Origin of the sequence: Micromonospora salmantinae (assembly GCF_022230905.1) — a bacterium.
GTDB classification, from domain to species: Bacteria; Actinomycetota; Actinomycetes; order Mycobacteriales; family Micromonosporaceae; genus Micromonospora; species Micromonospora salmantinae.
This window is the reverse complement of the sequence record NZ_JAKKFG010000042.1, coordinates 64,891-84,516: the sequence shown is the minus strand read 5'-3', so window position 1 is coordinate 84,516 and position 19,626 is coordinate 64,891. Positions and strand designations below refer to the sequence as shown.

The window sequence follows — 19,626 nt, the reverse complement described above, 5'->3', positions numbered from 1 at the left end:
CGACCACCGCGCGCGCCCGGTCCCTCTCGCGGGGCATCCAGAGCTGGTTCGCCTTGGCTACGCTCCCCCACACCAGTGAAGGGGTCCACCGGTGAGAATTCGACGACGGCAGGTCGCGATGATCCTGCTCGGCGCGGCGCTGTTCGGCACGGCCGGCCTGAGCCTCGGCTCCTGGTACGCCGGCCGCGGCACCGCGCCAGTCAACTCCGACCAGGCACAGACCATGGCGGCGGAGTTGCTTCCCGGCACCGAACCATTCGGCTCGAGCGTCGGCCGCAACTACCTCTACGGTGTCCTGGCCCCCGACGACTTCGGCTCGCCGTTCGTGGAATTCCACTACGACGAGGCTGCCGACTGCACGCACTCCGAGTCGGTTCAGCGCAACGCCACCGCACTGGGTTGGCAGGGCAGCCATCGGGTCACGGGCACGCCATGCGATGGCTGGCGGGCCGAACGGGATGGGCTGACGGCAACGTTCACGCAGGTGGACCGCGGGGCGGTCCTGAGGTTTGCGCCAGCCGCGCCCGACGGCTACGTCACTGTCACCCTCGCTGCCGCCGTCCTGGGTGCCGCGGCCGGGGCGGCGCTGTTCTGGCTGGCGGGACGGCAACGTCCGCCGGTACCCCGACTGGTTGGCACGCTGGTGACGATCGTTCTCCTCCCGGGTGTCGTCCTCACCTGGCAGGGCCTGATGGCAAACGGGTTGGCGGAGCCCGCGTGGCCGATCTGGGCGGCCCTCGCTCCCGTACTGGTGCCGCTGGCGCTCGTGCTGCTGCTGGCCGGGCTGATCTTCTACGTGGGTCGGCGGGAGCCGAGCCGGGTTTCCGGCCCAAGCACGAGCCAACCCTGAACCGTCCGCCTGGATACTGTCTAGTCATGCCGCTCAGTCCGGACGAAGTCGAGGTGTTCGAGCACTCCAGGGCGCGCCTGGAGGCAATCGCCTATCGCCTGCTGGGCTCGGCCAGCGACGCGGAGGACGCCGTCCAGGACACCTTCCTCCGCTGGCAGGGCGCCGACCGGGAGCACGTCGAGACGCCCGAGGCGTGGCTGACGAAGGTCCTCACCAACGTGTGCCTCAACCAGCTGACCTCCGCGCGGGCCCGGCGGGAGACCTATGTGGGCACGTGGCTGCCCGAGCCGGTCCTCGCCGGGGACCGGATGCTCGGCCCGCTCGACACCGCCGAGCAGCGCGAGTCGGTCTCGATGGCGGTGCTCACCCTGCTGGAGCGGTTGTCGCCCAACGAACGCGCGGTGTACGTGCTGCGGGAGGCCTTCGGCTACTCGCACGGTGAGATCGCCGAGATCCTCGGCCTCACCGAGTCGAACTGCCAGCAGACCTACCGGCGTGCCAAGCAGCACGTCACCGCCGAACGGGCCCGCGCGGAGGTCGACCTGACCACCGCCCGGAAGATCGTCGCCGAGTTCCTCACGGCCGCCAACAACGGCGAGATTCAGCGGCTCGTGCAGTTGCTGACCGACGACGCGACGAGCACCGCCGACGGCGGCGGCAAGATCCCGGCCCGGTCCGCGCCCATCGTCGGCGCACTGGCGGTGGCGAAGTTCCTGCGTAGCCTGTTCAAGCCCACCGACGTCAAACGGGACCTGGTCGGTGGCAGCCCAGCCATGCACGTCACCACCGCCAACGGCGCTCCGGCGGTGGTGGTCGTGATCGACGACCGGGTCATCGGCGTGATGTCAGTGGAGGTGACGCCCGAGGGTGTCACGGCCATCCACAACCAGGTCAACCCCGACAAGCTCGTCCGCGCCACCCGGCAGTGGTCCGCCTCGGAGCACGAGGAGCCCACCCTCCACGTCTGGTGATCCAGCTCATAGCCGGCTCCTGTCAGGAATCGCGTCGCTGTCTGGTTCAGGAAGCGACCACCACCGAGACAGGAGTGCCGCCATGAAGCACCGCATCGTCGTCCTCGGAGCCGGCTACGCAGGCGCCATCGTCGCCGGGCGCCTCGCCAGGCGGCTGCACCCGGACGACACCGAGATCACCGTCGTCAACGCCGAGGCCGATTTCGTCGAGCGGGTCCGCATGCACCAACTCGCCGTCGGGCAGGACCTCAAACGCCTCCCGCTGAGCGACGTCTACGCTGGCACCGGCGTCAAGCCTCGGCTGGCGCGGGTCACCGCCGTCGACGCCGATCTCAGGACCGTCGCGCTCGCGGACGACAACGGCACCGACGAGATCGCCTACGACACGCTCGTCTACGCCCTCGGCAGCGCTACCGCGGACCAGGGCGTTCCCGGGGTAGCCGAGCACGCGTACGACATCGCCGGCAGGTCGACGGCGCTGCGGTTGCGCGACCGCCTCGCCCACCTCGCGGCCGGCGGGACCGTGCTCGTCGTCGGCGGGGGCCTCACCGGCCTCGAAGCGGTCACCGAGATCGCGGAGGCCCGGCCGGACCTCGATGTCGCGCTCGCCGCCCGCGGCGGTCTCGGCGACTGGCTCAACGTCAAGGCGCAGCAGCACCTGCGCGGCGTCTGTGATCGGCTCGGCATCACCGTCCACGAGCACACCGACATCGCCCGGGTCGAGGCGGCCGGTGCGGTCACCCGCGACGGTCGGGAGATCCCGGCCCAGGTGACCGTGTGGACGACCGGCTTCGCCGTCCACCCCATCGCCGGCGCCACGACCCTGGCGGTCGCGGACACCGGACAGATCATCGTCGACGCCAGCATGCGGTCGGTCTCACACCCCGAGGTGTACGCGGTGGGCGACGCCGCGATCGCCGCAGGACCGGGCGGCAAGCCACTGCGGATGTCCTGCGCCTCGGGCATCCCGATGGCCTGGCAGGCCGCCGACGCCATCGCCGCACGCCTGACCGGTCGGGCGAAGTTCCCCAAGGCCCCGCTGCGCTACTTCAACCAGTGCATCAGCCTCGGCCGCCGTGACGGCATCATCCAGTACGTGACCGCCGACGACCGGGCCAAGCCGTCCCTCCTCACCGGGAAGTTGGCGGCCCGCTACAAGGAGCTCGCCTGCGCGGGCGGGGCCTGGAACATCGCGCACCCGATCCTGTACCCGGTCCGCCGCCACCGCATCGTCCCGACCCGAACGGCGGTCCGCGCGGCCGCTTCCTGAGTGGCGTGTAGGCGGGACGGCTGTTCGTCAGCCAGCACTGCCTCGTCGATCTGACCCCGCTCCCGCGATCTTGCAGTTTCTGTCCCGATCTAAGGTGCATATACACCTAAGTCAACAACAGAAGCTGCAAGATCGGCGCGGTCCTCTTGCTCGACACAGACGAGCGAGGCGGCAGAAGTCCGCCCGCGCGGCGCTCACGCTGTCTGCGTCTGCTCGACCAGGTGGACCAGCATCAGCGCCGTTACCTTGTCGGGCTGCACGAGAGCGGTGCGGATCAGGTACGTGCCACGAGCCAGGTCCACCGTGAGATGGGTGGTGTGCTCCAGCCCGTCGCCGGTGTAGCCGGAGTCGAACAACTCGGCTGGCCCGCTGGTCGTCCACGTACCCGCGTCTTCCCAGCGGGCGATCTTGACCGCTCGGGGGATGAGGCGGACGACGTCCGCCTCGGAGGCGGCGTAGAGCCACCGCACGAAGATCCGCCGGTCCGGGAGGTACGTGGTGGAAGCCGGCTCGTCGGCCAGAACGAGCGCCTGGCCGGTGCCGACGTCGAGCACGCCCACGTAACCGTCGACCCGGCAGGCCCGGTCGTAGTCACCCCAGGAATCATCGTCGTCGACCGACGCGCCCTTCCACTCGCCGAGTGCCGTCGTCGGCACGACGATGAGCGGCCCGCCGCCCGAATCGACCCACTGCAGCAGGCTGACCGGCGTGCGCGTACGAGCAAGGACGCCGGCCAGGTCGGTCATGTCGGTCACTATCGCGTCGGCACCGGCGGCGGCGAGACGTTCGGCCTTGCCGGGTTTGTTGGCGTACCCGATACAGGCGACACCGGCTGCTCGGGCGGCTGTGACGTCGGTGACCGAGTCACCGACCAGAACAGCGGCATCGGCTGCGACCTTCAGCTCTTGCAGGGCCTGCACAACGGGCGCCGGGTTGGGCTTCAGCAGATCGGGGTGCTCGCCTCGGCCGATGACGGCGGCGAAGTAGCGGGCCCGGTCGCGGCGCCCGAGGTAGGCGCCGATGGCGGCTGCGGAGTTGTTGCTGACGATGGCGAGGGGGCGCCCGGTCGCCAGGCATGCCGCGACCAGGTCGAAGGCTCCGATCGTGGTCTCCGCGGACGCCGCCGCCTCGACCTCCGCCGCTGCCAGGGCCGCACCGACGACACCCACCAACTCGGGCGCGAACACGGCGGTCGCGCGGAACAGCTCCAGCGGATCGTCCCCGTCGCGCAGCTCGTCGGGCAGGACGACACCCCGGCTGAGGATCAGCTGACGGAGGTCGGCCGCGATACGCGGCGCGGCCCTGCTGCCGAAGAGGCGGCAGATCGGACCGTCGAAGTCGACGAGTACGACATCGGCCCGCTCGGCGAGCCGGTCGAGTGGCCGTTCTGCCTCGCTCGTCACCATGCGCTCCCGCAGGCCGTCTTCGCCGTCACGGCTGTCGATCCTAGAGGCCGACGTGGGCCGAAGCCGTCCTCGGACGGCTCGGCCCGCCTGCCGCTGCGTCAGGGTGTCACCCGGGTGGCCGGGCTGACCTCCCGCGCTGCTGTCGGTCTCCACGGGCGGCAACGGGGTGGTCCCGAGGACCTTGCCGTCCCTGCCGTACGCGGTGAACGTCGCCGCCTGGTCCGGCGGCACCTGGGTGGTGCCGGCGTTCGACGCGTCGAGGGCGACAGTGGCGGGCGGTGCGCCGCCGACCGTCACCGTGACCCGGGCCGCGTCCGGCGGGGCGATCACCCGCACCTCGCCCGTGGCGGGACGGGCACCGTCCTCGGTCCGGACCCGCCAGCCGATCGGTCGCTGGTCGGCGCCCTCGGCCGGCAACAGCAGCCGCAGGTCGGTCCACCAGCCGGTCCGATCGTCGTCGTGCCGACTCACGCCACCTCCAGGTCGCGTCCACCTCGCGTCTGAGTGCGGACGCAGAGTGAGACGCCACCGACGGCGTCCGGGGTTGAGTGGAGGATGGCGCGCCCGGCTCAGTCCTCTGGTTGTTGACCCACGGACGGCCCATCGGGCCCGGCCTGGCGCTCGGCCTGCCAGACGGCGTGCCCCTTGAGCAGGTATCCGATCCAGTAGATCGCGAAGAGGATCAGGAAGCAGGCGAAGAACACTCCCGAGACGATGCTCGCGAGAACGAACCCTTCCCCGCCGTCGGCCATTCCGCGCGCCGCGAAGCCAACGAGGCCGAGGAAGAAGAAGATGACCATGTAGAGCGGCAGGGTTGAACTGTCTGCCGGGTGAGGCGCGCGAGTCGACCACGGAACGCGAGGCTCATTGCTGATCACCTGCCGAGTATGAACCGGCTCGCTCAAGCGCGGGATCCCGCTCCGCTCGACCGGGGAGGTCGATGCGGAGCGGGACCGTCGACGCGGCTACCCGTCAGAACCCGCCCCATTTTTTGGCCGAGCATTTCCAGGTCTTCCCACCATCCTGCGAGACGCAGAAGACGAGGATCTTGCCGAGGATCGGAAGGTTGAGGCTGAAGAGGTGGCCCTTGGTCTTCGCGTACACAACGCCGGACTTCTCGGCGATGTCGGCCAGCGCCCACCCGGGGTCCGGTCCGTCCAGTGTCGCCACCCGGCGCATCGACTCGATGTCCCTGCCGTCGAGGAGCGTCTTGATCTCGTCCGCCGAGGGCTCACGCTCGCCGATCAGCGTCTCCACCGTGTACGGGCCGTCGACGGCGACGCCATTGGCCTTCTCGAAGGCAGCCTTCGTTTCGCCCACCGTGGTGCCGCCATCAAGGTCGAGGGTGAGGACCAGTTCGCCCGTTCGGCGCGACAACAGGCATTCCCAGATCGTCTTGCCCGACGCGACGCACATGGTCAGGCACCACTCCCGGCCGTCGGGGGTGGACGAGGCGAAGAGCAGGGACGTGGCCGTCCCGCTGTCGCCGCTGCCGTCGTACGTGCCGTCGGCGAGGTCGGCCATGGTCGTGCCGAGGACGTCCCGGCTGCCCGGAATCGTGCCGACGACCTTGACACCGTCGACCTCCTTACCGGCGGCGAGCGCTGCGAGTTGGTCGCCGGTGAGGTTCCGCCCGCCGGTGTCGACGGCCAGCACCCTGTCCAGGTCGCCGACGGGTCGGCCGGTCAGGTCCTCGAACTGTTGAAGCATCGTGCCCGGGGCACCGGGGTGGTCGGTGATCGTCGTCCGGGCCTCCCCCTCGGCGGCCTGCGACGGGGCGTACGAAGCGGTCAGCCCGACGATCAGGGCGGTCGTGACGATGGCGGCGCGCCTGGTGATGTCCCGCAGAGTTGTCATCCTGTCCTCATCTCGTGATCGGTGTCGGCGGGGTGGGACGGGCTACCAGCGACACGTGACGATGTCGCCGAAGTCGTTGGGGGACCCCACGTCACAGTGGTCGTCGATCCACTCACCGATCTCGCCGATCGTGTCCACGATCCAGGCAAAGAACGACTTAATCGCGCCCCAGAGGCTGAAGTAGACGACTGTCGTCTCAGGGGTTCCGCCAGCCTCGTCGATGACGTCCTTCGTCGACATGGCGGCATTCGGCTTCTCGATGATGTCCAGCACCCGTACCCCGGTGTCGTCCTTGCCGGCGAGCAGCGCCTCGACCTGCTCCGGGGTCCGCTCCTTGCCGTCGTCGACGGCCACGATCGCGCGGTCGATCAGCACCTCACGGCTGCCGCTGATGGCTTGGGCGATGCCTGTCATCTCGCCGACCGTGAGGTCGTTGCCGAGCGCGGGGCCGGTGAACCGCCGGACCGAGGCGTCACCCGCCGGGTCGATCCGGATCTCGTCGGCCGTGATCAGGTCGTCCTCTCCGAACGGCGCCCAGGCGAACGTCCACTGCCCGGCGACGCAGCGGAACTGGCCGTACTCCCGGCCCTCGGACGCGGTCTCGGTGCGGAGTATCTTGCCGCGCTCGTCGACGTGCTGGACCACGCAGTCGGCGCCCTTCTGCGGCGGCTTGTCGGTGTGGGCCACGGCGGCGGAGGACATGGCCAGCACCGTCCCGCTGACCACCCCGATCACCGCGAGGCGGTGTGCCAAACGACTCATCGAACGCTCCATTCCTGGTGCGGAAGAAACTGATGTCCGAAGAGTGGCTTGGCGCGCTGAAGCGGCCCGGAAACGGCGCTGAAAGCGGGGTACGTCAGTGCAGCCGCGTGGCGTCGAGCTGGTCGAGGTCGGCGCGGATCGAGTCGGCGTCGGTGTCGCCGAGCTCGTCGAGGATGGTCAGGGCTCGGTGCCACGCGGCACGGGTGGCGGGGATGTCGCCGAGCGCCCGGTGGCTGCCGCCGAGGTTGACGTACGTGCTGGCTTCGGCGTACCGGTCGTTGACCTGCGTGAAGAGTTCGAGGGCGTGCTCGTAGCAGGCGATGGCGCGCCGGTCGTCCCCGAGCTGGTGGTGGGCGTGGCCGAGGCTGTCCCAGGTGTCGGCCTGCCCCTGGACGTCGTCCACCTCCTGCAACATCCGCAGCGCCTCGCCGCACGATTCAAGCGCGTGGTGGTAGTTGCCGAGCAGCGCCTCCTGCCAACCGACCGCGTTGAGGGTGTACCCCTGCCCGGCCCGGTTCCCGGTCCCCCGGAACAGAGTCAGCGCCTGCCGGGAATGGCGCAGCGCCTGCTGGTGCTGCCCCTGCCGCTCGGCCAGTTGACCAAGGTTGAGGCAGGTGTGCGCCCGTCCGGCGTCGTCACCGACGTCGCTGAACAGGTCGAGTGCGCGCCGCAGGTGGTCGTCGGCCTCGTCGTACCGTCGGAGCCGGGAGCAGGCGAGACCGAGGCTGCGGTGCGCGTGGCCCTGCCCCGCCTGATCCCCGATGCGGGACGCGGCGGCCAGAGCGATCTGTTGCGTGCCGAGCCAGTCCTGCCAGTGCCCCTGCCGGTGCAGGAAGCCGGCCATGGCCCAGGCGAGCCGCCAGGCGTGTCCCTCGAACCCGGACCGTGCCGCGAGCGGTACCGCGGCGAGCAGGACGGGGACCTCGGTGGTGAACCACGCCGCGGCGGCAGACCGGCTCCTGGGGCGCTCCGGCGTCACGCCCGCCCGGGGTGGCGGGAGGGTGATCGCGCTGAAGTGCGGGTGCAGTGCCAGGTCGGCGGCGTGGGCGGTGTGCAGGCAGTGGTCGAGCAGCCGGTGCACGGCGTCCCGACGCTCGGCCGGCGGCTCGGCCTCGTCGGCGAGGCTGGCGGCGTACGCGCGCAGCAGGTCGTGGAACGCGTAGCGCCCGTACGTGTGCTCGGTGAAGAGGTTCGCCCGGGTCAGCTCGGTGAGCAGGGGGCCGGTCGCCGGCCCGTCGACGCCGGCCAGGCTGGCCACGGCCGGGGCGGAGACGTCCGGGCCGGGATGCAGGCTCAGCAGCCGGAACAGCCGGGCCGCGGGTGGGCTGAGCGTCCGACACGACCAGGAGAAGACCGCCCGTACGTCGGTGGCCTCGTCGCCTGCGCGGAAGGCGTTCAGGTCGCCCAGTTCGCCGGCGACGGCCGCCAACGAGAAGTGCCGGTTGGTGGCGGCTCTGGCGGCAACGATGGCCAGGGCGATGGGTAGCCGCGCGCACCGCTCGGCGATGGTGTCGGCTGCGGCGGGTTCGGCGGCGACCTGGCGCCCCCCGAGCCGGCGGACCAGCATGTCGCGGGCTTCGCCGGGGCTCAGCAGGTCGAGGGGCACCGGTTGGGCGCTTTCGGTGACGACCAGCGGAATGAGCTGGTCGCGGCTGGTGACGATGGCGAGGCAGTCCGGTGAGCCGGGCAGCAGCGGCCGGACCTGTTCCGCGTCGCGGGCGTTGTCCAGCACCACCAGCAGTTTCTTGCCCGCCACCGTCGTGCGGTACAAGCTCACCATCGCGTCCGGGTCGCGGGGCATCCGGGCGACCGGAACGCCGAGCGCCTCCAGGAAGCCGTGCAGCGCTCGCGCCGGTTCGGTCGGTGTGGCCGCCGGGTCGAAGCCGCGCAGGTTGACGTAGAGCTGCCCGTCGGGGAAGCGTTCGGCCGCGCGGTGCGCCCAGTGCACGGCGAGGGCGGTCTTGCCGACGCCGGCGGTCCCGGACACCACGACGGCGCCGCCCCGGTCGACCAGCGCGTCGAGGGCCGCCAGCTCCGCGTCGCGTCCGGTGAACGTGGGTACGGGGGGAGGCAGTTGCGCCGCGACCCGCGTTGGTGCCGCCGCGGCCGGTGCGGCGATAGCGGTGTCCTGGCGCAGGATGGCGCACTCCAGGTCGCGTAGCCGCGGACCCGGGTCGAGGCCGAGGTTCTCCCGCAGGTTGTCGCGCAGCCGCCGGTACGTGGCGACCGCCTCCCCCTGTCGGCCGTCGCGGTACAGGGCGAGCATCAGCTGCGCGTGCAGGTGCTCGTCGAAGGGGTGCTGTCGGACGAGCCGTTCCAACCCGGGGACGAGGCCGGCGTGCTCACCGACGGACAGCCGGGCCTCGGCGAGCGATCGTTCGGCCTCCAACCGTAGGCGTGCCAGGTGTTCCGCCTGCTCCTCGAGCCAGGCCGACCCGGCCACGTCGGCCAGCGGTGGACCTCGCCACAGTGCGACCGCGGCCGTCAGGTGCCGCACCTGCTCGTTGCGGTCCGTCGAGCGCCGGGCCAGCTCGATGAGGCGCTCGGCGGCCTGTACGTCGGTGGAGTCCGGCCCGGTGTCGAGCAGATATCCGGGCTGGCGAGCCACGATCGACCCGGGCTCGCCGAGCACCCCGCGTAGGTAGGAGACGTGGCGTTGCAACGTGTTCGCCGCGGTGGCTGGTAGCTGGTCGCCCCAGACCACGTCGATGAGCCGGTCGACACTGACGACACGCCCCGCGTGCAGCGCCAACGTGGCCAGAACCGCCTTGCGGCGCACGCCGTTCACCGCCTGTGGACTGCCGGCGACGACCACCTCCACCGGCCCGAGCAGCCTGACGCGCACTCCCGTACCAACCATCGAAATCACCGAATCAGGCTAAATCTCCAGCCCGGCATGCTCGTTCTGTTCGTCGCGCACTGGACAAGATCCAGCGGCCCAATGGGGCTGTCGGCACTTTCAATACCCCCAGGGGGTAGCTACGCTGTGGCCATGCGCGAACGGGTGATCCTCGTCGTCGGATACGACGGGGCGGAGCTGCTCGACATCGCCTGCGTCACGTCCAGTCTCGACATCGCCAACCGGATCGGCGCCGCGCCGCCGTACCGGATCGTCCTGGCCACCCCCGGTCAGCGGGAGATCACCTGCGACTCCGGCCTGCGGCTGGCGGGCGAGGCGAGCCTGGAACGGTTCACCGGGCCGGTGCACACGCTGCTGGTGACCGGCGGCCGTGGGCATGAGCAGGCGGCGGCGAGCCCGCACCTCGTCGGCCACGTCCGGCGGCTGGCCGGTCTCGCGGAACGGGTCGCGTCGGTCTGCACCGGGTCGACTGTGCTGGCCGAGGCCGGCCTGCTCAACGGCCGGCGGGCCACCACACACTGGATGTACGCCCACAAGCTGGCGGAGCGGTTTCCCGACGTACGGGTCGACGCCGAACCGATCTACGTCCGGGACGGCCACCTCGCGACCTCGGGTGGCATGACGAGCGCCCTGGACCTGACCCTCGCCTTCATCGAGGAGGATCACGGCGCTGCCCTGGCCAGGGGCGTGGCGATGGGCACTGTGGCGTACCTGCAGCGGCCCGGCGGGCAGGCCCAGATGAGCATGTTCCTGGCCCGCCGGACCACCGACGACGTCATGGTCCGCGACATCAGCGACCACATCGTCAGCCACCTCGCCGACGACCTGAGCACCGCGGCGTTGGCCCGGCTCACCGGCGTCAGCGAGCGTCACCTGTCCCGACTGTTCGTCGAGCATCTGGGGCAGACGCCGGGGCGCTACGTACGCCGGGTGCGAACCGAGGCCGCCGCGCAACTGCTGGCCTCGACCGCTCTACCGCTGGTGGCCGTGGCACGACGGTGCGGATTCGGCTCGCCGGAGTCACTGCGGCAGGCGATCGTCGACCGGTACGCGATGCCCCCCGCCCGCTACCGGGCGGCGCAGGCGGCGCCCACGGGTTGATGCCAGGGCTTCGGCCCAGCGTCCCAGCGATTCGGACACGATCGATCCCGAAGCGACGCCGACCGTGGCGACGTCGGCAGGATCCTGGTCATGACCGAGCAGTCGTCAAGGCGCCGGCCGGGACTGGCCGACCGGTGGCCTGTCGCGGTCGCACTCGCCGTCGTCGCGGGCGCGGTCACGGTGATCGGCCTGGTGAACGAGCAGGCGGAACTGTTCGGGCCGGCGGTGGCCACCATGGCTGGCATCTACCTCATGGCGTACGCCCTCGGCCGGCCGTGGACCGCGTGGCTGGCATTCGTCATCCTGAGCGTCGTGGTTACCGGCCTGCACCTGCTGGCACGGCTGCTCGCGCTGCCGGTCGATCCGGCGGTCGGGATGACGCTGCTGCTGGTGCCTTTGTGGGTCTGGGCGGCAACTCGACGTCGGTCCAGCCCGACCCGGACGTTCTCGGTGCAGACCGCCGGCATGATGGTGTTCGGCGCGATCACTCTGCTGACCGCGACGACGCAACCGCAGGTGGGGACCGCCGTGGCGGGTGTCGGGTTCCTGGCACACGGCATCTGGGACGCCTACCACTACCGCGTCAACCTCGTGGTGACTCGCTCGTGGGCGCAATTCTGCGCGATCGTCGACGTCGGCGTGGGCATCGCACTGATCATCGCGGCCATAGGCTGACTACCCGGCACACACCGACGCCAATGGAGAATCCGCAATGAACACACGTAACGGCAGGGTGATCGCCGACCAGACCATCTCCGCCGACGGGTACTCGGCCGGGCTCAACCAGAGCGAGGATCGCCCGTTCGGCGACGACGGCGGTGACGGCTGGGGCCGTGGGCTGCACGCCTGGATGTTCGACGCCGCCGAGGAGAACCAGGCCGAACTCGCCCTGAGCGACGCCGCCTCAGCGGTCATCATGGGCCGCAACATGTTCGGCCCGGTGCGTGGCGAGTGGGATCGGCAGTGGAACGGCTGGTGGGGTGACGACCCACCGTTCCACAAGCCGGTGTTCGTGCTCACCCACCACGCGCGGGAGCCGCAGCCGATGGAGGGCGGCACCACCTTCCACTTCGTCACCGACGGGATCGAGTCGGCACTCGCGCGGGCCCGCGCGGCCGCCGGTGGCGGCGACATCTTGATCCACGGCGGCTCGACCACCATCAACCAGTACCTCGCCGCCGGTCTGGTCGACGAACTGCGGCTGCACATAGTGCCGCTCACCCTCGGCGACGGTGTGCGGCTGTTCGACGGCGTCCCACCGCTGAACCTCGAACAGATGACGGCGCGGGCGGCGAGCACGGTCCTGCACGTCACCTACCGCGTGCTCGTCACTCCCTCTCGGTAGCCTGCCCGACGAGCCGGCGGAAAGCCGTAGCGGCAGAGTCGTACGACGGAGGATGCGTTGTCTGCTATCGCCTCACTGACAGTGGTTCCCAGGGACAGCATCACCGAGCTGGCCCGCCTGGCCCGCACATCGCCGTCGTCGTTCCGCACGTACCTGGCCGAACACGGGAGCAAGACGCGGCAGGAGTACGACTGGTCCGGCTACTGCATGCTCTACGTCCTGACCTATCTGGAGGAGCGTGGCATCGACCTGGACCAGTCGGAGTTCAATGCCGAGTCGGAGGCCATCAACAGCGCGTACGGCTTGACCACGCTCATCACTCCAGCACCGGGGTTACTGGATCAGCTCGATCCCGGCGCGCACCGCGCGGAGGACCTGGTCGCCCACTTCGAGGAGATGGGGGTGGACTTCGAGGAAAGCGGCGCGGCCGGTCTGGACACGCTGAGGCTGTTGCGCGACACCGTCACCGAACTCCGCGACGACCAGGTGTTGCTGCTCAACATCGGCTGAGGCCGACTCATCCAGGCGGCGTCACCACAGCGCGAATCGGTTGGCGGGGCCTGGCCGTGGTGTGGCAAGGTGCTCGTCATGACTCAGCCCCGAAAGGTCCATGGCGCGTAGGTCACCCGGTGCGCTGCGCGCACTGTTCAAGTCGGCCGGGCGGAATGCGGGCAAGCTCCGCCCCATCGATGGTCTGTCGAACGGCGCGAACGCGGCGATCGCCAGGCTCGAAGGCACCCATCCGGGTTTCGTTCCAGTAGCGACAGCGCTGGCCGGTTACCGTCGCGCCATTCGACGCTCGGGACGGTGGCTGGATCTAGGGGATGACTGTCCCTGTCCGGGTTGCGATGTGTTGTACCAGCGAGACGTCCTGGGCGACGCGATGCGCCGACTGCCAACGGCCGCCTCCCGCGAGTTGCGGCGTGTCGTCGACCCGTTGGACGACGAGTTTCTCCGGAAGACGCTGCCCGACCCCCGAGCTGCCGAGCTGAGTCCGTGGCACGCGCAGGCGTGGTGGCGGCAACGGATCAGGGAACGGTGACGGCAGCAGGGGCTGGTACGGCAGCCGCAAGCCGGTTTGGCTCATACGAAGGCTCGTGCCAGCGTCGTTCGATGTCGACCCGAGTCGACACCCGGCGCTCTCGGATCACGGCACGATCCACTGTTTTCTCCAGTGCCGTCGACACGAAGATGCGCAGGTCCCACCGGTCAACCAGTTCCGGGCGCAGGAGGAAGACGCCGTCGAAGAGGAGCACGGCGTCGGCGGGGGCGGCCGTGACCGGCGGGGACAGCACGGCATCGGCGTTGCGGTCGTACACAGCGGGTTGGAAGCGTCGATTACCTCCCGGGCCGAGCGGGTCGAGCAGAGCCCGGTTCAGCGCGTCGTAGTCGTGGGTGTCGTAGTAGCAGCCTTCGGCCGAGTACTCGCCGCGCGGATAGCGCTGGGCCCGGGGAAAGAGGAAATCGTCGATCGTGGCGCGAACGACGTGGCGGCCCTGTTCACGCAGGACGGCGGCCAACTCGTCGGCGAGGGTGGTCTTGCCTGCGGCGGGCGGTCCGTCGATGGCGACCCGCGTCGGGTGGGCGCAGTGACGGCGCCAACCGCCTCGGCCAAGCGCTCGACCAGCTCGTCACGCGTGCCGTGAACCATGTCCTGCCCTCCTCACATTGACCGCGCGGCTGTCGGGCCGGATTTGCATCCACATCGAAGTCGGTCACATCACGTAGGGTCTTCCGATGGTCGCAGGGATCCTGGCACACCTCCGCCCGCCGCTTGTCGTCTGCGGACACCTGGTTGCCCTGGTGTTGCTCGTCCTGGACGCGCGCCGTGAATGGAGTGCGTACGGGCTGGTCATGCTCCTCCTGTTGCTTGGTGCGCTTGCCGCGATACCTGCGGCGTTGGTCGACTGGCCAGGGTTCCGGCTGATCAGCCTGATCGCACAGACCGTCGGAGCCGGCGTCATCGTGTTGGCTCTTCATGACTCGGCCGACAAGCGGGCCCTCTGGGTTTACGTGCTGTCCGCCCTGGCGGCGGTGATCTCGCCGATCAGCCGGCCAGGGCTTGGCCGGACGACAGTGATCGGCGTGGGGACGGCAGTGGTGCTCACCATCGGTGTGTCGGCTCCAGCACTGGCCTGGGGTGGTAGTCAGCCCGAGGCGGTGGTTTGCGTGCGGCAGGGTGAGTCCGCTGAGGAGCTGGTGCTGGAGAACCACCGCTTCGACCCGAACCACGTGGTTGCGGGCTTTGGGTCGGAAGGGCCGCAAGCGCCCTGCATGGAGGTGCTGTTCGATCCCGGTGCCACCGCTGGCGACGCCGCCGACGTCGTCCGCCGCTACTCCGTAGACCCGAGGGTCTCGTCCGTCAGCCGGACACGCTGACACTCACCGCACAGGCGCGCCAGTTTTCGGGGTGCCATGAACCAGTTCACCGGTCCCGCCCGGGTCAGGGGCGGCAGGCGTTCGTCTTGATCGTGTAGACGAACGCGTCCCAGGCGGCGGGCTCGAAGCTCAACATCCCGGCATCGGGCGCCTTGGTGTCACGGACGTCGACCTGGACGCGCCGGTCGCGCACCTCCACGCACTGGCCGTTGTTGCCGGAACGGCTCGACTTACGCCAGGCGTTATGTTCCATGCTTGCTCAGCTCCTTGATGAACCTGATCGACTCGGCGGGTGACCGCGCCAGCGTCTTCAGATTGTCGTACGCCGCCGACAGCCGCGCCAGGTCGCGACTCGACTCAAGGAACAGCTCGCCGGCCAGCGTCTCGATGTAGCCCAATGGTGGCTCGTCCTGCTCGAAGCTGAGCAGGGCGAAGCCGCTGCTAATCGCAAGATGGGCACCAGCCTCGAAGCGCAGCACCTGGATCGTCACGTTCGGCAGCCGACTCAAGGTGACCAAGTGATCGAGTTGCTCACGCAGCACGTCCGGACCGCCTACCTCGGTACGCACCGATGCCTCGGACAGGATGGCGTGCATCCGCAGCGGAGTCGGCTTCCGACGCAGCACCTCCTGCCGGGTCATCCGGGCGGAAACCCGCTGGTCGACGGTTTCCGGGTCGGTCTCCCTGCCGATGACGTTGACCTCGCGGGCATAGCTCTCGGTCTGCAGGAGACCGGGCACGAGCATCGGCTCGAAGTTCTTCAGTTCCACGGCCTCGATCTCGTACGCGATGTAGGTGGCGTACTTGCCACCGAGGCGCTGCCACCAGCCGTCCTCACGCAGACCGCGCGCCTGATCGAGCAGCGACGTTCCCGGCTCCTCGTCGATCTTGACGCCATAGGCGACCAGCAACTCCATGACGTCACCGACCCGAGGTCTGATCTCGCCCGACTCGATTCGACTGATCCGAGACGGTGAGCAGGCGAGATTCTCCGCCACTCCCTCGCCGGTCAGACCTTTGGCTTCGCGGAGTTTGCGCAGCTCCCGGCCCAGTCGCCGAGAGCGCGGTGTCGCGGGCGTAAATCGAGGCATGTCGTGATTCTGCGCCCTGCCTCGCGTTTCTCCCTGGCCTGACTCACGTGCTCGGCGTGTCGATCATGCACATCATCTTGCTATGCATCACATGATGCGCAACTCTGATGACTGTCAGCAACGAAGTGTCGCCACAGCGTTAGTCACGGGAGTGGCGCTTGCCCGACCTCGGCGTCGTCAGAAAGCGAGCGTGCGCATGGTTTCCGAAGTCGTGTCGATCGTGTTCGGCGGCCTGGTGCCCGGGTTCCTGTTCGGACTCCTCGCCTTCCGGGTCAAGTCGCGATGGTGCCCGCGCTGCGGCGAGGCCACCGATGCCATCCAGCCGTCGCCGGAGCGGGAGTGATGACCGAGCCCGGCCGTCGAAACGGCAACGAGCCGCCAATCGGGCGGCGGATGGCAGAGCTGCGCGCACGTCGGGGCATGAGCCAGCAAGTCTTCGCCGACCGAATCCGCAAGTCGAAGAGCTGGGTGGACAAGGTCGAGCGAGGGGTGCGTACCCTCGACCGGCTTTCGGTGATCGAGACGGTCGCCGCAGCCCTCGGCGTCGCCCCGGACGCCCTACTCGCGGGCAAGGCCCCGCGCCAGCCTCTCCCCGACACCGGCGGCGACGTGGAACGACTCCGCGCGGCGCTGGCCCGCTACGACCTCCCCGGCCGCGGCAAGCCAGCGCCGTCGTTGGCCCAACTCGATGCCCAAGCGGGGTACGCGTGGACCGCGTACCGCAACGGTCACCACCCCCAGGTGCTGCGGCTACTGCCTGACCTGCTCTGCGATAGCCGCACCCAGCCGGGAGACACCGCGGATTTGCTGGTACGGGTGTACCGGCTCGCCGCCCAGGTGCTGGTCAAACTCGGCGAGGCGGATCTCGCCTGGCTGGCCGCCGATCGGGCGATGGTCGCCGCCTCCGGTGACCCCCAGCGTGCCGGCCTTGCAGCGATCTCTCTCGCACAGGCGCTGCGAGCTCTGGGACGAGGCCGGTTGGCGATGACCGCCGCCGTGAATGCCGTAGACCAGCTTGACCTGGCACCTTCCCACGTCCGGCGGCCGGGCGTCACGGGGACCCTGTTGATCGAAGCGGCGCTTGCCGCCGCTGTCAGCGGGGACGCGAGTGCCGCCGGCGAACTAACCGAGCGCGCGGCTCGCCTCGCCGACGGCCAGCGTCAGCACGACTGCGACGGCATCGGATTCGGTCCCACACCGGTCGACCTCGCCCGCGCCCTGATTGCGATGTGGTCTGGCGACCATCAACTGGCCGTGACCATCCACCGACAGGTCACCAGCGGTAACTCCTGGCACTTACTTCCGGCCGAACACCGGGCCGGCCACCTGATCGACATCACCCACGCCTATTTGGACCTCGGCGATGTACGCGCAGCCGGCCGGGCGCTGGTCGCCGCCGACCGCATCGCCCTTGCCGAGACGCGAATCCGCCCCGTTGCCCGAGCAGCGCTGACCGCTGTGTTCGGCGCCGGACCGACGGCGGCCGACGTGGCTCGGCTAGCCGCCACCATGCGACTGACCCCGCATTGAGCTTATGCGCGACTGGCCACTGAGGCTTCGTAACGGCACTACGACCAGGGCCACCGAAGGCAAGCGTGTCGAGCAGGTGCTGATTGTCGCGGCGTTGTGAGGCTACCGGGCGGTGCTGTACCAAACCTGACCGGCGGGCGGGCGGGCGGGTTACCGCCGCACTGTTGACGCCAGCCCACCAGATGCCAGCGGCGGGGTGAAGCTCTACCGTGCTACCGGGTGTCTGGTGCACGACCCGTGCCAGTCGTAGGTACCGCAGCCCTCGATGCTGTGGCTCAGCAGTCACCTTCGGTGGCCGTCAGTTCGTCTGTCCGGTCGGTAGATGCCGGCCGATGTAGCCGACATAGATCCGTCCGCTCTGCGCCGTATCGTCGTAGTAGTGCATGCGGGGGCTGATCATCGCGAACTGAACGATCTTGAAATGCGCACCCATGAAGAACCTGCCCGCCGCGACGACGGAGACCGGCACGGGTAACACGCGCTTCCTCCAGAACGCCGGGTTGGTCCGGACCTCCTCGCTCTCGTCACGGGCGTGTCGTCGCGTCGGCCACTCGTGGCAGCCATCCGGAGTGTTCTCCAGGAAGCCATGCACGTCCCGAGCCCAGCGCCCGTCTGCCTTCGCCGCTGCATAGTCCTGGAGCACCAACAACGCGTCCCAGGTCTTCGAAGCCCAGGCACCCAGGGGGTCGTTGCTGTCAAGTTCCTCAGCGCAGTCAGGATCGCCCGTGAACACGACGTGCTGGAGCCTTGGCAGCCAACGGAGCAACTCACCGAAGCTGTCCGGCCGAGAGACGTCCGCTTCCGATGGCTGTGCCGTCCAGGCCACCTCTGCTTGCCCCATTGAGGCGAGCCGGTGGCGCAGCGTCCGTTCAGTCTCCGCGGACCGGGTCAGGCGTTCAACCGCGTCCCGGTTCTCGATCTGCTCATCATCCAACTGCCATTTGACGCCGTGATACGCCTTCTGTGTCTCATCGAGTTCGGCCTGGAGCTGCGCGAAACGGGATGCGATGTCTTTCTGCACCCCCTGCGATGACCGACCGACCTCGATCAGGCGCACGATCTCGTCGATTCGGTCGACGGTCAGGTCATCGACCCCTACCTTGATCTTCAGGTAGTCCAGCAACATGCCTTGCTGCGCGCTGGCGTCATCTTGCCGGCGATCATTCTCTCGCGTCTCGACGGCCGCCGCCTGCGGCTGCGACGGAACGAGCGATGGCCGCTTCGAACTGACGTCGCCGAGCCGGTGCACCAACATGTCGTCGGCGATACGTTCCAGCATCCGGTGTACCCGCGCCACCGATGCGGGTAGCGGCTGTTCGAGAGCCTGAAGTTGGGCGTTGGAGGCGAGGACCCGCGCGAGCCGGGGTTGTTCATTGTCGTCGGCGATCCGTTCGGCGCTCAGCACCCGGTGCCGCAGCCCGTCGACGACGGAGTCCGGTTGAATCTGAGAGCGATAGGTACGAAGCCGGCCGGGCAGTATGGCGTGGGCCTGGCCGAGCCGGTCATTGAGCAACCGTGTGGCTTCCCCGTCCAGCACGTAGCACGAGGCCATGCCGATGGTGAACCGGGTCAGGTTGGCGATCCGGTTAGTCCATGGGACTGAAGGCAGCGAGTCGTCGTTGCCTGCGACGAAGACGACACCTCGTCGCTCGGTGTCAATGAGGGCTCGGTGGACCTCGTCGACTTCGTCGCCGCGGATGACGATTGGTCGCGTCGTCAGGCGCGCGGCACCGTCCCAGGCATCGATGATTTCGAGCATAGGCGCGAGAAAACGAGGGGTGCCTGCGAGGCGGGGGCGGCTGCGTGGGTCCTCACTGTCGGGGTCAGGGGATTCGATGTCGATCCAGGCCCACGCCGCCCGCTCTCTCGCGTTGGGCGAGTGTACGGTCAGTTGGATGATCCACTGCCCGTCCGGCTTCGTTTCGACGATCCGTACGCGCGTTGACGTCGATCCATCCTGCCCCTCGTGCTGTAGTAGGAGGGCCCTGACGTTGTCGCCGATGGTCGCCCACCGATTCTCATGAAGCGCAGACGGATCCCAGCCCTTGGGGTCCGCGATCCAACGGTCGAGTTGTTCCCGTACCAGTGGCTGTAGATGGTTCCGTTCGCGGTGGGTCGTGAACACAGACCTGAAACCGAGCATTTGCGCCGTCCCGAGGGGTTACAGGCGAGAGGGCTGCGCCGAACGCGTCGCCGCACTCGCT

19 protein-coding genes and 1 pseudogene are annotated in these 19,626 nt (G+C 69.2%); 11 read left to right on the top strand and 9 right to left on the bottom strand.

All coding sequences use genetic code 11. From position 1 onward, the window contains the following. The first annotated feature begins 91 nt into the window (after window positions 1-91). The 3 genes from PSH03_RS24225 (at window position 92) to PSH03_RS24215 (ending at window position 3,091) form a co-directional block, all read left to right on the top strand. Window positions 92-850, top strand: a complete 759-nt coding sequence (locus PSH03_RS24225) for a hypothetical protein (RefSeq protein ID WP_238690507.1) — start codon at window positions 92-94, stop codon at window positions 848-850. A 26-nt stretch (window positions 851-876) separates the two neighbouring features. Then, complete coding sequence (locus PSH03_RS24220; RefSeq protein ID WP_210783930.1) at window positions 877-1,821, top strand: RNA polymerase sigma-70 factor; 945 nt, start codon at window positions 877-879, stop codon at window positions 1,819-1,821. Window positions 1,822-1,903: 82 nt separating this feature from the next. After that, window positions 1,904-3,091, top strand: a complete 1,188-nt coding sequence (locus PSH03_RS24215; RefSeq protein WP_238690506.1) for an NAD(P)/FAD-dependent oxidoreductase — start codon at window positions 1,904-1,906, stop codon at window positions 3,089-3,091. A 194-nt stretch (window positions 3,092-3,285) separates the two neighbouring features. Here the strand turns inward: PSH03_RS24215 and PSH03_RS24210 are convergent, their stop codons facing one another. The 5 genes from PSH03_RS24210 to PSH03_RS24190 form a co-directional block, all read right to left on the bottom strand. Then, complete coding sequence (locus PSH03_RS24210; RefSeq protein WP_238690505.1) at window positions 3,286-4,968, bottom strand: Imm21 family immunity protein; 1,683 nt, start codon at window positions 4,966-4,968, stop codon at window positions 3,286-3,288. Between the two features lie 98 nt (window positions 4,969-5,066). Continuing rightward, entirely contained in the window at window positions 5,067-5,375 is a 309-nt protein-coding gene (locus PSH03_RS24205; protein ID WP_210783926.1) for a hypothetical protein, read from the bottom strand. A gap of 94 nt (window positions 5,376-5,469) precedes the next feature. After that, the gene (locus tag PSH03_RS24200) at window positions 5,470-6,354 is read right to left on the bottom strand and encodes a hypothetical protein (RefSeq protein WP_210783925.1); all 885 of its coding nucleotides are present in this window, start codon (window positions 6,352-6,354) and stop codon (window positions 5,470-5,472) included. 42 nt (window positions 6,355-6,396) lie between these two features. Further along, on the bottom strand, window positions 6,397-7,116 hold the full coding sequence (locus tag PSH03_RS24195; RefSeq protein ID WP_210783924.1) for a hypothetical protein: 720 nt from the start codon (window positions 7,114-7,116) through the stop codon (window positions 6,397-6,399). Window positions 7,117-7,210: 94 nt separating this feature from the next. Then, a complete protein-coding gene (locus PSH03_RS24190; protein ID WP_238690683.1) occupies window positions 7,211-9,976 on the bottom strand; it encodes an AfsR/SARP family transcriptional regulator in 2,766 nt (921 codons plus the stop codon). Window positions 9,977-10,108: 132 nt separating this feature from the next. On the opposite strand from PSH03_RS24190, the gene PSH03_RS24185 reads away from it, so the two are divergent. The 5 genes from PSH03_RS24185 to PSH03_RS24165 all read left to right on the top strand — a co-directional run bounded on the left by PSH03_RS24185 (window position 10,109) and on the right by PSH03_RS24165 (window position 13,464). After that, complete coding sequence (locus PSH03_RS24185) at window positions 10,109-11,077, top strand: GlxA family transcriptional regulator (RefSeq protein ID WP_238690504.1); 969 nt, start codon at window positions 10,109-10,111, stop codon at window positions 11,075-11,077. Between the two features lie 90 nt (window positions 11,078-11,167). Continuing rightward, a complete protein-coding gene (locus tag PSH03_RS24180; RefSeq protein WP_238690503.1) occupies window positions 11,168-11,752 on the top strand; it encodes a hypothetical protein in 585 nt (194 codons plus the stop codon). Window positions 11,753-11,789: 37 nt separating this feature from the next. After that, complete coding sequence (locus PSH03_RS24175; RefSeq protein WP_210783921.1) at window positions 11,790-12,422, top strand: dihydrofolate reductase family protein; 633 nt, start codon at window positions 11,790-11,792, stop codon at window positions 12,420-12,422. A 57-nt stretch (window positions 12,423-12,479) separates the two neighbouring features. Further along, window positions 12,480-12,932, top strand: coding sequence for a hypothetical protein (locus tag PSH03_RS24170; RefSeq protein ID WP_238690502.1), 453 nt, complete (start codon window positions 12,480-12,482; stop codon window positions 12,930-12,932). A gap of 340 nt (window positions 12,933-13,272) precedes the next feature. Continuing rightward, window positions 13,273-13,464: a hypothetical protein gene (locus PSH03_RS24165; RefSeq protein ID WP_238686921.1), complete on the top strand. Its 192-nt coding sequence runs from the start codon at window positions 13,273-13,275 to the stop codon at window positions 13,462-13,464. Here PSH03_RS24165 and PSH03_RS24160 read toward each other — a convergent pair. Continuing rightward, window positions 13,451-14,073: pseudogene (locus PSH03_RS24160) on the bottom strand (nucleoside/nucleotide kinase family protein). The gene PSH03_RS24165 and the pseudogene PSH03_RS24160 sit on opposite strands and share 14 nt — an antisense overlap. 86 nt (window positions 14,074-14,159) lie before the next feature. Here PSH03_RS24160 and PSH03_RS24155 point away from each other — a divergent pair. Beyond that, window positions 14,160-14,801, top strand: a complete 642-nt coding sequence (locus PSH03_RS24155) for a hypothetical protein (RefSeq protein WP_238690501.1) — start codon at window positions 14,160-14,162, stop codon at window positions 14,799-14,801. A 64-nt stretch (window positions 14,802-14,865) separates the two neighbouring features. Here the strand turns inward: PSH03_RS24155 and PSH03_RS24150 are convergent, their stop codons facing one another. Together PSH03_RS24150 and PSH03_RS24145 are read right to left on the bottom strand one after the other, a co-directional pair. After that, on the bottom strand, window positions 14,866-15,054 hold the full coding sequence (locus PSH03_RS24150) for a DUF397 domain-containing protein (protein WP_238690500.1): 189 nt from the start codon (window positions 15,052-15,054) through the stop codon (window positions 14,866-14,868). Further along, window positions 15,044-15,892: a helix-turn-helix domain-containing protein gene (locus PSH03_RS24145; protein ID WP_238690499.1), complete on the bottom strand. Its 849-nt coding sequence runs from the start codon at window positions 15,890-15,892 to the stop codon at window positions 15,044-15,046. The genes PSH03_RS24150 and PSH03_RS24145 overlap by 11 nt, the downstream gene beginning before the upstream one ends. Window positions 15,893-16,088: 196 nt before the next feature. Between PSH03_RS24145 and PSH03_RS24140 the strand changes: the two genes are divergently transcribed. Further along, window positions 16,089-16,235: a hypothetical protein gene (locus PSH03_RS24140; RefSeq protein ID WP_238658476.1), complete on the top strand. Its 147-nt coding sequence runs from the start codon at window positions 16,089-16,091 to the stop codon at window positions 16,233-16,235. A gap of 77 nt (window positions 16,236-16,312) precedes the next feature. Further along, window positions 16,313-17,422 carry a helix-turn-helix domain-containing protein gene (locus PSH03_RS24135; protein ID WP_238690498.1) on the top strand — a complete coding sequence of 370 codons (1,110 nt, stop codon included), beginning with the start codon at window positions 16,313-16,315 and terminating at the stop codon, window positions 17,420-17,422. Window positions 17,423-17,720: 298 nt separating this feature from the next. On the opposite strand, the gene PSH03_RS24130 is transcribed toward PSH03_RS24135, so the two are convergent. Next, the gene (locus tag PSH03_RS24130; RefSeq protein WP_238690497.1) at window positions 17,721-19,181 is read right to left on the bottom strand and encodes a hypothetical protein; all 1,461 of its coding nucleotides are present in this window, start codon (window positions 19,179-19,181) and stop codon (window positions 17,721-17,723) included. Between the last annotated feature and the right edge of the window lie 445 nt (window positions 19,182-19,626).

Excerpts from the sequence above, each read along its gene's own strand:
- PSH03_RS24220 (WP_210783930.1), top strand. The coding sequence starts at position 877 with ATGCCGCTCAGTCCGGACGAAGTCGAGGTGTTCGAGCACTCCAGGGCG.
- PSH03_RS24215 (WP_238690506.1), top strand. The coding sequence starts at position 1,904 with ATGAAGCACCGCATCGTCGTCCTCGGAGCCGGCTACGCAGGCGCCATC.
- PSH03_RS24200 (WP_210783925.1), bottom strand. The coding sequence starts at position 6,354 with ATGACAACTCTGCGGGACATCACCAGGCGCGCCGCCATCGTCACGACC.
- PSH03_RS24195 (WP_210783924.1), bottom strand. The coding sequence starts at position 7,116 with ATGAGTCGTTTGGCACACCGCCTCGCGGTGATCGGGGTGGTCAGCGGG.
- PSH03_RS24190 (WP_238690683.1), bottom strand. The coding sequence starts at position 9,976 with ATGGTTGGTACGGGAGTGCGCGTCAGGCTGCTCGGGCCGGTGGAGGTG.
- PSH03_RS24185 (WP_238690504.1), top strand. The coding sequence starts at position 10,109 with ATGCGCGAACGGGTGATCCTCGTCGTCGGATACGACGGGGCGGAGCTG.
- PSH03_RS24180 (WP_238690503.1), top strand. The coding sequence starts at position 11,168 with ATGACCGAGCAGTCGTCAAGGCGCCGGCCGGGACTGGCCGACCGGTGG.
- PSH03_RS24175 (WP_210783921.1), top strand. The coding sequence starts at position 11,790 with ATGAACACACGTAACGGCAGGGTGATCGCCGACCAGACCATCTCCGCC.
- PSH03_RS24155 (WP_238690501.1), top strand. The coding sequence starts at position 14,160 with ATGGTCGCAGGGATCCTGGCACACCTCCGCCCGCCGCTTGTCGTCTGC.
- PSH03_RS24150 (WP_238690500.1), bottom strand. The coding sequence starts at position 15,054 with ATGGAACATAACGCCTGGCGTAAGTCGAGCCGTTCCGGCAACAACGGC.
- PSH03_RS24145 (WP_238690499.1), bottom strand. The coding sequence starts at position 15,892 with ATGCCTCGATTTACGCCCGCGACACCGCGCTCTCGGCGACTGGGCCGG.
- PSH03_RS24140 (WP_238658476.1), top strand. The coding sequence starts at position 16,089 with ATGGTTTCCGAAGTCGTGTCGATCGTGTTCGGCGGCCTGGTGCCCGGG.
- PSH03_RS24135 (WP_238690498.1), top strand. The coding sequence starts at position 16,313 with ATGAGCCAGCAAGTCTTCGCCGACCGAATCCGCAAGTCGAAGAGCTGG.
- PSH03_RS24130 (WP_238690497.1), bottom strand. The coding sequence starts at position 19,181 with ATGCTCGAAATCATCGATGCCTGGGACGGTGCCGCGCGCCTGACGACG.